Annotated in this window: 11 protein-coding genes and 1 riboswitch; of the genes, 9 read left to right on the top strand and 2 right to left on the bottom strand. The window is 41.8% G+C overall.

The features are described 5' to 3' along the window. Nucleotides 1-18 precede the first annotated feature (18 nt). The 3 genes from mbcS to rarD all read left to right on the top strand — a co-directional run bounded on the left by mbcS (nt 19) and on the right by rarD (nt 4,368). Complete coding sequence (gene mbcS, locus ABC374_RS18065) at nt 19-1,602, top strand: acyl-CoA synthetase MbcS (RefSeq protein WP_413019274.1); 1,584 nt, start codon at nt 19-21, stop codon at nt 1,600-1,602. Nucleotides 1,603-1,757: 155 nt separating this feature from the next. Then, on the top strand, nt 1,758-3,359 hold the full coding sequence (locus ABC374_RS18060; RefSeq protein WP_350299720.1) for an amidohydrolase: 1,602 nt from the start codon (nt 1,758-1,760) through the stop codon (nt 3,357-3,359). A 79-nt stretch (nt 3,360-3,438) separates the two neighbouring features. Further along, the gene (rarD, locus tag ABC374_RS18055; RefSeq protein WP_350299719.1) at nt 3,439-4,368 is read left to right on the top strand and encodes an EamA family transporter RarD; all 930 of its coding nucleotides are present in this window, start codon (nt 3,439-3,441) and stop codon (nt 4,366-4,368) included. 62 nt (nt 4,369-4,430) lie between these two features. Here rarD and ABC374_RS18050 read toward each other — a convergent pair whose 3' ends face one another. Further along, the gene (locus tag ABC374_RS18050) at nt 4,431-5,258 is read right to left on the bottom strand and encodes a protein-glutamine gamma-glutamyltransferase (protein WP_350299718.1); all 828 of its coding nucleotides are present in this window, start codon (nt 5,256-5,258) and stop codon (nt 4,431-4,433) included. Nucleotides 5,259-5,572: 314 nt separating this feature from the next. Further along, a riboswitch (TPP riboswitch) is annotated at nt 5,573-5,682 on the top strand. Between the two features lie 134 nt (nt 5,683-5,816). Between ABC374_RS18050 and ABC374_RS18045 the strand changes: the two genes are divergently transcribed. From ABC374_RS18045 to ABC374_RS18025, 5 genes are read left to right on the top strand one after another with little or no spacing between them, the layout of a single operon-like run. Beyond that, nucleotides 5,817-6,812 (top strand): ABC transporter substrate-binding protein, encoded by a 996-nt coding sequence (locus tag ABC374_RS18045; RefSeq protein WP_350299717.1) that lies wholly within the window; start codon nt 5,817-5,819, stop codon nt 6,810-6,812. Nucleotides 6,813-6,823: 11 nt separating this feature from the next. After that, the gene (locus ABC374_RS18040) at nt 6,824-7,108 is read left to right on the top strand and encodes a thiamine-binding protein (RefSeq protein ID WP_034309193.1); all 285 of its coding nucleotides are present in this window, start codon (nt 6,824-6,826) and stop codon (nt 7,106-7,108) included. Then, on the top strand, nt 7,105-7,887 hold the full coding sequence (locus tag ABC374_RS18035) for an ABC transporter permease (protein WP_413019271.1): 783 nt from the start codon (nt 7,105-7,107) through the stop codon (nt 7,885-7,887). The genes ABC374_RS18040 and ABC374_RS18035 overlap by 4 nt, the downstream gene beginning before the upstream one ends. Beyond that, on the top strand, nt 7,871-8,614 hold the full coding sequence (locus ABC374_RS18030) for an ABC transporter ATP-binding protein (protein ID WP_413019269.1): 744 nt from the start codon (nt 7,871-7,873) through the stop codon (nt 8,612-8,614). Before ABC374_RS18035 ends, ABC374_RS18030 begins: the two co-directional genes overlap by 17 nt. A gap of 19 nt (nt 8,615-8,633) precedes the next feature. After that, the gene (locus tag ABC374_RS18025) at nt 8,634-9,404 is read left to right on the top strand and encodes a TatD family hydrolase (RefSeq protein ID WP_413019267.1); all 771 of its coding nucleotides are present in this window, start codon (nt 8,634-8,636) and stop codon (nt 9,402-9,404) included. A 38-nt stretch (nt 9,405-9,442) separates the two neighbouring features. On the opposite strand, the gene ABC374_RS18020 is transcribed toward ABC374_RS18025, so the two are convergent. Beyond that, the gene (locus tag ABC374_RS18020) at nt 9,443-10,243 is read right to left on the bottom strand and encodes an NAD kinase (protein WP_413020389.1); all 801 of its coding nucleotides are present in this window, start codon (nt 10,241-10,243) and stop codon (nt 9,443-9,445) included. 312 nt (nt 10,244-10,555) lie between these two features. On the opposite strand from ABC374_RS18020, the gene ABC374_RS18015 reads away from it, so the two are divergent. Continuing rightward, nucleotides 10,556-12,223: a PrpR N-terminal domain-containing protein gene (locus ABC374_RS18015; RefSeq protein ID WP_413019265.1), complete on the top strand. Its 1,668-nt coding sequence runs from the start codon at nt 10,556-10,558 to the stop codon at nt 12,221-12,223. Nucleotides 12,224-12,347 lie beyond the last annotated feature (124 nt).

The following is a 12,347-nucleotide window of genomic DNA, read 5'->3' as shown; positions in this document are numbered from 1 at the left end:
TAATTGGAGGGGAAGAATATGAAGCGTGAAGACTTATTGGCTCCGGAACATTACAACTTAGTGAGTGAAATGGAACGTTATGCAAAAGATCCAGAAAAAGTTGCCGTACTCTGGGAGAACGAAACCGGGGATAAAAAACAACTTACATATGAGAATTTATTAAAGAGTGCAAATAAAATTGGAAATGCCTTAAAGAATAAAGGACTGGGTAAAGGTGATACGGTCCTTATCATAATTCCTCGTTTGGTGGAAGCATATCAAGTGTATTTAGCCGCATTGAAAATTGGCATGATTGTCATACCTTGTTCGGAAATGCTTCGTGCGAAGGACTTGCAGTATCGAGTCAACCATGGTGATGTCAAAGGAATCATCAGTTATCATGAATATACTCATGAAGTGAATGAAATAGAAGGAGCGGAAAGCCTCCTTAAATTTTCAATCGGAAAACGAATTGAAAATTGGCTGGATTTGAATGAGCTTGCAGCTGAGGAGTCCGATCAGCTGACAATGGCCGACACGAAGAGTGGGGATATGGCGTTCTTATCGTATACTTCCGGAACGACAGGAAATCCAAAAGGGGTCGTCCATACACATGGATGGGCTTATGCCCATTTGAAAACGTCTGCTGCAAACTGGCTCGGCATCAGCGAAGCGGATGTGGTTTGGGCAACTGCAGGCCCAGGGTGGCAAAAGTGGATCTGGAGTCCTTTCCTGGCGGTTCTAGGAACGGGAGCGACCGGTCTTGCCTATCATGGTAAGTTCGAGGCGAAAAAATATCTTCAGCTGCTTCAGGACTACAAAGTGAATGCATTATGCTGCACACCAACCGAGTATCGATTGATTGCAAAGGTGGATAACCTTGATGACTATGATCTATCCCATCTTCATAGTGCTGTATCAGCGGGAGAGCCTTTGAATCAAAAAGTGTTCGAGGTCTTTAAAAACCATTTCCAGATTGAAGTGCGTGATGGATATGGACAGACTGAAAATACCCTGTTGGTAGGTGTAACGAAAGGAATGGAAATTAAATTAGGCTCCATGGGCAAACCGACACCGGGCAACCATGTGGAAATCGTTGATGATTCCGGTAAACCTTGTTCTCCTGGCGTAGTGGGGGATATTGCCGTACATGTCGATACACCTGCACTCTTTAAAGAATATTTTAAAGATCCCGAGCGGACATCGCAGCAATTCCGTGGGGATTATTATATCACTGGCGATCAGGCGAAAAAGGATGAGGATGGTTACTTCTGGTTTGAGGGTCGTTCCGATGATATCATCATCAGCTCGGGATATACGATTGGACCGTTTGAAGTTGAAGATGCACTCGTTAAGCATCCATATGTTAAAGAGTGTGCCGTTATAGCAAGTCCTGATGAAATAAGGGGAAATGTGGTCAAGGCGTATGTCGTCTTGATGGATGATATCGATCCGAACAGCCAGGACTTGATCAAGACGCTTCAATCGCACGTGAAAGAATTGACTGCTCCATATAAATATCCAAGGAAAATCGAATTTTTAGAAGAGCTGCCCAAAACGACATCAGGTAAAATCAAACGGGTGGATTTACGGAAGAGGGAAGAAGCACTCCTTAACAATTGATCGAAATGCATTACCGTCAGCCCCCATGGCTGGCGTTTTTTTTATTACATAGGGGATTGATTAAAAGCATAAATATGGGAATTCATGATATGAGATGGTACACTTACTGCATATCTGCACAGTAACAATCATTTAATAAGGAGTGTAAAGCCGGAATGGGAACGTTATGGTTCAATGGGTCGATTTATACGATGGTTAAAGAAAATGATCAAGTGGAGGCAGTCTTCACTGAAAAGGGGGTAATTGTTGATACCGGCAGCCTGGACCATTTGAAAAATGAATATGCCGGCAATATTTCCAGGGAAATCGACTTAAAAGGACAAACGATGCTGCCGGGGTTAGTGGATAGTCACCTTCATTTGGTCGGGCATGGAGAAAGGCTGCTTCGTTTAGACCTCTCTTTGATGGATAGCAGGGAGTCCATCATGAAATCCTTGAAGGAAAAGTGCTCAAAGACCCCGGTTGGAAAGTGGATCGTTGCCGAAGGGTGGAATGAAAATGAATGGCCGAGACCTGAATTGATATTACGGGATGAACTTGACGCGATTTCGGCAGATCATCCCATCGTATTGAAAAGGATCTGCCGGCATGCCCTGATCGTCAACTCCCGTGCCCTTTTGGAAGCGGATATTAAAGAAGATATTAAAGAACCTTCAGGCGGGGTGATCTGCCGTTATCCTGACGGACGTTTAAATGGTTTATTTAAAGAAAGTCAGGCGCAGAACCTTATTTTAGACAGTCTTCCCGGCATTGATCAAGAATATATCGAAAACGCGCTCACAGAGGCCATAGAAGACGCATATAAGCTGGGTTTGACTGGCGGACATACTGAGGACCTCCATTACTATAATGGCTTCATGCCGACATATCAGGCGTTTAAATCGGTAATCGAGGACCGGGAAATGGCCTTTCGCGCCAACTTGCTCGTCCATCACGAAGCGTTTGAAGAAATGCTGGCAGCAGGCGGCGGCTATCAGGAAGGTACGCGATATATCAAATTCGACAGCATGAAGATCTTTACCGACGGCTCCTTAGGCGGACGCACAGCCCTGTTGAGCGAACCTTATGTAGATCAAAAGAATACGAATGGAGTCGCGATATTCACTGAAAACGAGCTTCAGGAATGGGTGAAAAAAGCAAGGGCTGCCGGAATGCCGATTGCTGTCCATGCGATTGGCGATCTTGCTTTTGAATACGTCTTGAATGCTATTGAAGCCCTCCCCCCGGAAAAGGGACAGAGGGACCGGCTCATCCATGCGCAGATTGTGCGGCCGGAGCTTTTGGAGCGGGCGGCAAAGCTGCCGGTAATTTTTGATATCCAACCGGGTTTCGTCCCGTCCGATTTTCCGTGGGTGGAAGAAAAGGTACCAGCCGATCTATTGGAATCCTCCTATGCCTGGAAAACCTATTTGAATTTGGGCATCATTTGTGCGGGAGGGTCGGATGCACCCATTGAACCATTAAATCCGATTTTGGGCATTCATGCAGCTGTCACAAGGATGAAAATCAACAGTGAGGACCGTACCGTGTATGGTTTGTCTGAAAGGCTTTCCGTATACGAGGCTTTCGCACTGTATACCAAAGGGAGTGCTGCAGCAATCGGCCAGGAAAAACGCCGTGGTATGATCAATAAAGGGTACGATGCCGATTTTACCGTGTTTAATCTGGATGTCTTTGCTGTTGCACCGGATGATCTCCTGAAAGCCGAGGCGGTCATGACGGTCATCGATGACAAAATCATGTATGATAAAAATTAACAGTTGCAAAAAAAGAAATGGAAATACAAAATTGTTAGTTGGAGTTAGATAAAGGATGTAAATGGAAAGAAGGCTTGTTATGAAAGTGGATGAACAAAAAGAAGGGGCGATTTATGCAGCCCTTTCTTACATGATGTGGGGAGTTGTGCCGATTTACTGGAAGTTCCTTCAGGGAGTCGGTGCAATAGAAATTTTAGCTCAGAGGGTATTATGGTCTTTCGTGTTCATGCTGGTTTTATTGATGTTCATGAAAAAATGGCAAGCGTTTCTTGATTATGTCAAAAACATAATGGGAAATCCGAAACTCTTTACGGCATTACTAACGGCGTCACTGCTTGTTACAGCTAATTGGGGAGTGTTCATCTGGGCCGTTAACTCAGGACGGATCCTCGACACGAGCCTTGGATATTATATCAATCCGCTTGTCAGTGTACTATTGGGCGTGATAGTCCTAAAAGAAAAATTGAGCGGGGCCCAAATCATTTCATTCCTGCTTGCAGGAATCGGAGTCTTGATCCTTGGCATTCATTTCGGCACGATCCCGTGGATCTCTCTTGTTTTGGCCATGACCTTTGGATTATACGGTCTGGCAAAAAAAATGATCAAGGCCGAATCGGCGATCGGGCTGACGCTCGAAACGATGATGGTAACGCCTCTGGCCCTTGGTTACCTGATCTACTTGATGAACCGATCAGAAATGCAGTTCTTTACAGATGGAAGCACAAGCTTGCTGTTGGTGGGCGGCGGGATTGCCACGGCATTGCCTCTTTTATATTTTGCAAAAGGGGCGGAGAAGATCCCGTTATCGATGCTTGGCATTTTTCAGTATATCGCTCCGACCTTATCTTTATTGATCGGGGTATTCGTCTATCATGAAAGTTTCACGAAAGCACATCTTTTAGCCTTTTTGTTCATATGGTCAGCCTTGGCTGTTTATACACTATCCATAACGAAATGGGGTCAGGCAAGTGCCCGCAGGTTCAAAGGCAAAGGGAATATTGGTGCGTGAAAAGAAAAAATGCTTGGGAGATCTCTCCCCAAGCATTTTTTTATGCATATAAAACAAAAAGGTCATGAAAGGTATATCTTCGAACCTATTTCAGAAACAATACAATTGGAAAGGCTGACAGGACAGTGATCGGGCTTTGCTCGGGGGATATTTAGTTGAAATTGTCTATAGAAGGAACTATCCAGGAAAATGATATGTGTTGTCAAGAATGCTGATATGGTGGCGTACGGCTTTCTATTGCTATTTAATTCATTGATGATTCCCTGTGCAGTGGTAATCCCGATCCCGTGGCCATAAAAGAGGTTTCTCCCTAATAATATGGCATTTTCACCTTGCCATTCAGGAGTTGTCTCGTCATGATCAGGGTTTATGAAGTAAACGCAATCCCCTGGTAAATAATCCCGTCCTTGGTGAATGATAAGAGCCATATTCCTTGGAGGGCGAAAGTCATATAAAAATAGGTCTGAAAAAAGATAGTCGAAATTCCTGGGGCCGATTAAATCCAAAATCGCCTTTAAAAAAGTGACGACTATTGCTGTCCCGCATTCGAATGCATAAAGCCTTCCATTCATGAAAATGTCAACAAGCGCAGCATGAGGGAGAATCCCTGGCTGAAGGGTAAAGGTGCCATCCTTTGAAAGGTGCCAATATTTTTGATTGGATTGAGATTCCTCAAGTGTGGAAAATTCCGGACCACTTTTATCCAACGCAATAGCTGCCTCTATGACTCGGTTCCTCAGCTGTATCTCGAAATTAAAATCCCCAAAGTTCCGGTATTCAAAAACGTTAGAATCTTCCGCCAAGCATTGAAGAGTTTCAAGTGATTTGGCAGATGCTGTACCTGGTTGGATTTGACTGACATCTAACCATTTGTGATTAATCTTTATCATGATCATATCCACCTTTTGCTTATGAAATTAAGGGTTTAATAAAACCGGTAAACAAAAATGTCTACAGGTAATGCTCATTATATGAATGCTTGCAAAGAAATGACTATTTGATAAGTGTCCGCCACCGTTGCAGCCAAGAATGATTAGAAAGGAAAGAGGCAGAATTATTTTGCTTTCAATGATTTTCGTTCCAAAAGATGTTTTGCAAGAAATCCTAAAGTGCCAGGAATACCTTTCCAATTAGTGAGAAGAAGCAAATTAGTATTCCTTTTTCCCTATGAATTGATATAATGAGAGAGAAAAGTTCATATGTGCGAGAAATGTAGGGGGGCCAGTACTGCTGGCTGAGATTGCATCCTTTAGATGCTGACTCTTTGAACCTGATCTGGATGATGCCAGCGGAGGGAACATATTATTACTGATTTTCTGTTTTGTATGTTAACGTCCGAATTCATCTTCGGGCGTTTTTTGCTTTTTTATCCAGTATTTGAATAGAACCTGGAGCCCCATTATGGTTCCGGCATATGGATCTTATAAGATGTGTAGGAGGATAATGACTTGAATAAATTCTTACCACTGTTAACTTCGTTGTTCCTTTTGGCTGGATGCGGTGCAGGCGGAACTAATGAAAAAGAAGAAGCATCTAAAAATGAAGAATTAAAAAAGGTATCGGTCGTGCTTGATTGGACACCGAATACAAACCATACAGGATTGTATGTAGCCAAGGAAAAAGGTTATTTTAAAGACCAAGGTCTTGATGTGGAAATTATCATGCCAGGTGAAGCTGGAGCGGATAAGCTTGTCGCTTCAGGAAAATCTGAATTTGGCGTGAGCTACCAGGAGGGCATAACGCAGGCCCGCGTGCAGGGCGTGCCGATTGTTTCGGTTGCTGCCGTCATCCAGCATAATACCTCTGGATTCGCTTCCCCTGAGGCAAAGAACATTAAAACTCCCAAGGATTTTGAAGGGAAAACGTATGGTGGCTGGGGGTCTCCGGTTGAAAAGGCCATTATTGATTCACTAATGAAAAAAGAAAATGCGGATGTAAATGAAGTGGATATAGTCAATACAGGAGACATGGATTTTTTCACTTCGGTTAAAAGGGATATAGATTTTGCTTGGATTTATTATGGATGGACAGGCATTGAGGCTGAGTTGCGAAATGAAAAGCTTAATATGGTTTACTTAACCGAATACTCAGATAAGCTTGATTACTATACGCCTGTTTTGACTACAAATGAAAAGATGATAAAAGAAGATCCCGAAACTGTTAAAGCATTCGTTCATGCAGCATCGAAAGGGTACCAGTTTGCGATTAAGAATCCTGCTGATGCAGCAGACATGTTAATTAAGTCTGCGCCGGATCTTGATGCAAAACTAGTTAAGAAAAGCCAGGAGTGGCTTGCAGCCAAGTATCAGGATGATGCTCCGCGTTGGGGTGAACAAAAACTGGAAATCTGGAAGAATTACAGTGATTGGATGACTGAAAACAAGCTTCTTGAAGGTGATTTCGATCCTGAAAAGGCATTTACCAATGAATTTTTACCAAAATAGGAGGAAATACAATGGCCAATTCATTAATTAGTATACAAATTATCCCTAAAGGGGAAAATGTCATCCCTATGGTCGATGAAGCAATCAAGATCATTGAAGAATCAGGTGTCAAGTATGAGGTTCACCCGCTTGAAACGACAATGGAGGGCGAGCTTTCCGAACTTTTTGCCGTGATAGAAAAAATGAATGTAAGAATGATTGAAATAGGATCGCCGAATGTCATTTCGCAAGTGAAAATATTATATCAGCCAAGCGGGATTACGATGGATACGTTAACGGAGAAATATCGGGCATGATCGGAAGGGGAATTTGGAAGAAGGGGGCTCCCTTCTTTCTTTTATTATTGTTGCTGATAGTTTGGGAGTCAGTGACAATCTTATTGAAGGTTGAAGAATGGCTGCTTCCCGCTCCATCGGCCATTTTCATTGAAGGAATTGAGTCGTCGCGCAATCTTTACGGACACCTTATATCCACAACCGAGCTTGCGTTGTCGGGCTTTTTTATTGGAAGCTGCATCGGCTTATTGGTTGCTGCAACCTTACATCTATTTCCAGGTGTGAAGGACGCAGTTTATCCTCTGCTCATACTATCACAAAATATACCTATCATAGTTTTGGCCCCGCTTTTGGTGATCTGGTTTGGCTTTGGCATGCTGCCTAAGTTAATCGTGATTTCGCTTGTATGTTTTTTTCCGGTTGCGGTTGCATCATTGGACGGTTTTCGCCAGACACCATACGAACTTAAGCATTATTTCAAGATGATGGGAGCGGGAAAGAACCAGTTATTTTGGAAGCTGGAATTTCCCCACTCAATCCCGTTCATTTTCTCCGGCCTGAAAATTTCGGCCACCTATAGTGTAATGGGTGCGGTTATTTCAGAGTGGCTCGGGGCAAAATCGGGAATTGGTGTTTATATGACGCTCGCGTCTTCTGCGTTCAGGACAGACCGGGTGTTTGTTGCCATTTTCATCATCATGGGAATGAGCCTGATCTTTTTTGGAATCATCACCTTCCTGGAGAAATACTTAGTTTCTTGGAAGAGAAAGGAGGGCGGCAAGGATGAAGCTGGAAATTAAAGATGTCTCCTATTCTTTCGATGGTAAACAGAATATATTGGAGAATATGAATTTTCATGTGGGTGATGGGGAATTTGTCACGATCCTTGGGCCATCGGGCAGTGGTAAAAGTACATTGTTCCACTTGATCGGCGGTATTTTGAAGCCGGATCATGGCATCATTTCACTGGATGGTAAAAAGATAAATGGTTTAAAGGGCCATATCAGCTATATGCCGCAGCAGCCTTCCCTTTTACCTTGGAGAACGGTATTGGAAAATGTTTTGCTTGGAAGTGAACTTGCTGGGATCAAAGATAAAGAAAAGGCAAAAGCCCTTTTGATGAAAGCTGGATTAGAAGAGTATGAGAAAGCATATCCGCATGAATTATCAGGAGGCATGAAGCAAAGGGCCGCATTCATCCGGAGTATCTTAAGTCCACAGGACTTGATGTGCCTGGACGAACCCTTTTCTGCCTTGGATGAACTGACAAGATTGAAAATGCAAAAATGGCTGTTGTCGGTTTGGGAAGAAAATCGGAGGTCGGTGCTTTTTGTTACGCATAGCATAGATGAAGCGGTTTTCCTATCCGATAGAATTTATGTGTTATCAGCAAAACCGGCTGCTGTCATCAAAGAAGTGAATGTTCCATTTCCAAGGCCAAGAAGTGAAGAACAGCTTCTTAGTGATGAATTTTTTCATTTGAAAAGAGAGTTATATGCAGCATTAATGCCAACTCTTTCTACTTAAGTAAGGAGGCTATTAAATTTTGAGAATCATCGACAGCCATATCCATTTGGATAAATATGATGTTGTTAAGCGGAAGCAGATTCTGACTGGCATGGAAAAGGTTCATTTGCAATCCTTGCTGACTGTTTCCATGAATTTGGCTTCTTCGATTAACAATTATCAGCTTTCACTGAAAGATTCCCGAATTAAGCCTGCCTTTGGCTTTCATCCAGAGCAGCCCCTCCCGAGTGATGAAGAAGTGAACGAATTATTGAACTGGATGCGGGAACATCGTCAAGATATGGTTGCCATAGGTGAGGTTGGACTGCCCTATTACTTAAGGCAGGAAAATCCTGATATTGATAACTCAGCGTATATAGTGATACTGGAGAAGTTCCTGGCTTTTGCTAAAGAGGTGGAAAAGCCGGTTATCCTTCATGCCGTCCACGAAGATGCACCTATCGTTTGCGACCTTTTGGATAAGCATCAAATCACAAAGGCGCACTTTCATTGGTTTAAAGGCGATATCCGGACAGTCGAAAGAATGGCCGAAAAGGGCTACCGCATTTCGATTACACCTGATGTTTGTTATGAGAGGGAAATACAGGATCTAGTTTCGGCATACCCACTTAATCTGATGATGATTGAAACGGATGGCCCATGGCCGTTTGAAGGGGTTTTCGAAGGGAAATGGACCCATCCCGGCATGATGCATGACAGTGTGCGTCAAATGGCTTCGATTAAAGGGTTGCCGATTGAAAATGTTTATGAAACCCTTTATCAAAATACGAAAGATTTTTATCATATATAAAGGTACCGGCTATCATCTCCGGTACCTTTTTAGTTCGTTCAAAGGAAGGTCCTTTTAACCTTTTCCCAAAAGGAATTGTCTTTTAGCTTAACGGTCTTGATGACTTTACCGCTTAACCGGACCTTTACCTGTTCGACATGATTGATGCTTAAGGCTTCATTGTCCATTCCGATGATCGGATAGCTTGGTCCGTTTTGTTCAAGGTGGATGGTCAACGTCTTATCACCGCTTAGAATGAATGAGGAACCTAAGGTCCGATAGGTATTATTATTGATGGAAGCAAGCTCGCTCACTTGAAAGCAAGGGAGAAGGGGATCGACAACGGCCCCATTGACCGATTTATTATAGGCGGTGCTTCCTGTCGGAGTCGCAATAATGATTCCGTCCCCGCGAAAAGTTTCAAAATGGAGTCGATCAATGAAAATATCCATGATGAACGTTTTGGTGATGGAAGACCGGATACTGAGTTCATTAAGGGCATAAAAGGAGGGCTGATCATCCAATTGGATATCGATGGTTGGATATTTACGCACCTCAATTTGCTCTCTAGTCATGGCATCGATCATTTTATCCGTATCTTCCAAGTGGAAATCGCAATACATATTCAAATTACCTGTGGTGGAAATGCCCGCATATAAACAGTCATCCCTGAACCCGGTTTTACGGGCTGCCTGCAGGAATGTGCCGTCATCACCGATGCTTACGATGATGTTTGCTTTTGTGAAATCCTGGATGACTTCATACGAATGTTGCTTCGCCAAGTCTGACAGGTATTCAACCTTGCTAAGCATCTCTGCATTCGGTGCATGGAAAAAATAAATATTCCTTCGAGTGTTCATCATGATCCCTCCTAGTATGTATGTTTATGAAAGGGCTTTCTTTTCTTTTGAAAAAGGAAAACCGCAGTACAAAATGCAGCTGCACATTTCGTACATTTTTATATGACATAGTTTATCATGGAATGAAGCATTTTTGTTATTCGTTTGAGGAAGCAGTATTAACTCGATAGCGAAGCAGTTCCTTTTAGGAAGTGAAAAGCGAATAATGGTATAATGAATTCTCAGTAAGGGCTCTTTAAATCCCTGCCATACAAAGGGTATATGACCAATTGGTGAATAGGGTTCGGATATAAAAGAAAGTAGGTTATGTGTATGAAAGTACATATCATTGCACCGTATGAATCAATGATTCCAATTATAAAAGCGTGTGTGCCTCTTTATCCAGACATAGAAATAGGGTATTCCATAGGCGACTTGGAAAATGGTGTTGAACTTGCAAAATTGGAAGCGGAAAACGGAGCGGATGCCATAATCAGCAGGGGAGGGACGGCCAAGTTAATTAAGAAATCGATCAATATTCCAGTGATTGACATGCACCTTTCCGGTTATGATATGATCCGTTCCCTGACATTGGCCAGTGAGCTTAAAGATAAAACAGCCATCGTAGGATTTTCAAATATAACATCAGGCGCCCAATCGATTATTGACTTATTGGACCTTCCTTTACAGGTTTATACGGTCCGTGAATCAAAAGAAGTAGCTCCTCTCATTTTGACTTTGAAAAACGAGGGTTATAAACAGATTGTTGGTGATGTGATTACAATAAATACAACCATCTCTTATGGCATGAAAGGATTCCTCATTCAATCGGGAAAGGAATCAATCATAAGGGCTATCAATGATGCTAGGGAAATGATTGCCTATCTTCATTACAAAAGCGACATCAATAGGATGTTTGAAAGGCTTTTAGTCAAAGAAGTCCACAATATCATCATTTTAAATAGTGATAACCAAATCGTCTATGAGCATTTAACGGATTTTGACTTCAATCCATTGACCGATGATCAATATAGAACCATGAATGGAGAAGTGAACGTAAGTAAGCAGCTTCATACCAGTTTTTCACAGGATGGCAGCAGTATAGAGGTAGACGGCTTTTGGCATGATGGTTTGTACTCTTCATATGGTGTTTATGTATTAGATGCCAGTTCGATGAAACGCTTCGAACAAAAAGGGGTGCAGATTAAGGAAGCTTCCATCTCAGAACCGATTGCCATGGATACAGTTCTCATAAATAATGTAACATCGCTATATAAGAACCATGAAATCATTCACTTAAAAGGAAATCGAGGGACGGGTAAGGAGTTTCTTGTAAATTATATACATAATGAACAAACTAAAAATGGAAAGCTTCTTATAATTGATTTCAAAGAATTCAAGGAAGCTGATCTTAACAAGCTCCCTCTTGAGCATATCCGCACCATAACTCTGAAAAATATCGATTGTCTAGATGATTATGAACCATTAAGAGAATTTCTAAGCATTTGCTGCAGAAAAAGTCTATCGATATTCATTGTATCAAATGTTCAAATCAACGAAGCCATTGCTGGACATTTTGCAATAAACACGATTCATATGCAGGATTTATCGCAACGAAAGAGCGATATAGGAAACTTATCGAAATTCTTTTTATCCTATTATCATCAAACGTATGGAACAACCGCAATGAATATAAAAAGTGATGCTCTTGCTCTTCTGGAAGAGTATTCGTATCCTAACAACATTGACGATTTAAAACAGTTAATTAAGCAAATTGCTTTAAATGAAAAAGAGTATGTGATACGAAAGGAAACCATTCAGAAAATAATAGAAGATAATAACATTCCGACTGATATCTTCGTTTCACAAAAAGCGACGCTAAAAGAAATGGAAAAGTATATCATTCAGCGAGTTCTTAAAGAGGAAAATTATAATCAAACGAAAACTGCCGAACGATTGGGTATCAACCGGGCAACATTATGGCGCAAACTTAAAGAATAACTTTAAGTTTGTTTTTTTGATTAGAGTGTTGCATTTTTAAACTATTTAAACAAAAAGTAGTTTTATATTTTTATAAGTGTTGCTTTTATTAACATCGTATTTTAATATGAATATTGTAAGCGCT

The sequence above is a fragment of the Peribacillus phoenicis genome, from assembly GCF_047238085.1.
Lineage (GTDB): Bacteria > Bacillota > Bacilli > Bacillales > DSM-1321 > Peribacillus.
The sequence above is the reverse complement of the archived record's forward strand: the minus strand, read 5'-3'. Positions and strand labels throughout refer to the sequence as shown.

Coding starts and splice junctions, on each gene's coding strand:
- mbcS (WP_413019274.1), top strand. CDS start 19: ATGAAGCGTGAAGACTTATTGGCTCCGGAACATTACAACTTAGTGAGT.
- ABC374_RS18060 (WP_350299720.1), top strand. CDS start 1,758: ATGGGAACGTTATGGTTCAATGGGTCGATTTATACGATGGTTAAAGAA.
- rarD (WP_350299719.1), top strand. CDS start 3,439: ATGAAAGTGGATGAACAAAAAGAAGGGGCGATTTATGCAGCCCTTTCT.
- ABC374_RS18050 (WP_350299718.1), bottom strand. CDS start 5,258: ATGATAAAGATTAATCACAAATGGTTAGATGTCAGTCAAATCCAACCA.
- ABC374_RS18040 (WP_034309193.1), top strand. CDS start 6,824: ATGGCCAATTCATTAATTAGTATACAAATTATCCCTAAAGGGGAAAAT.
- ABC374_RS18035 (WP_413019271.1), top strand. CDS start 7,105: ATGATCGGAAGGGGAATTTGGAAGAAGGGGGCTCCCTTCTTTCTTTTA.
- ABC374_RS18030 (WP_413019269.1), top strand. CDS start 7,871: ATGAAGCTGGAAATTAAAGATGTCTCCTATTCTTTCGATGGTAAACAG.
- ABC374_RS18020 (WP_413020389.1), bottom strand. CDS start 10,243: ATGAACACTCGAAGGAATATTTATTTTTTCCATGCACCGAATGCAGAG.
- ABC374_RS18015 (WP_413019265.1), top strand. CDS start 10,556: ATGAAAGTACATATCATTGCACCGTATGAATCAATGATTCCAATTATA.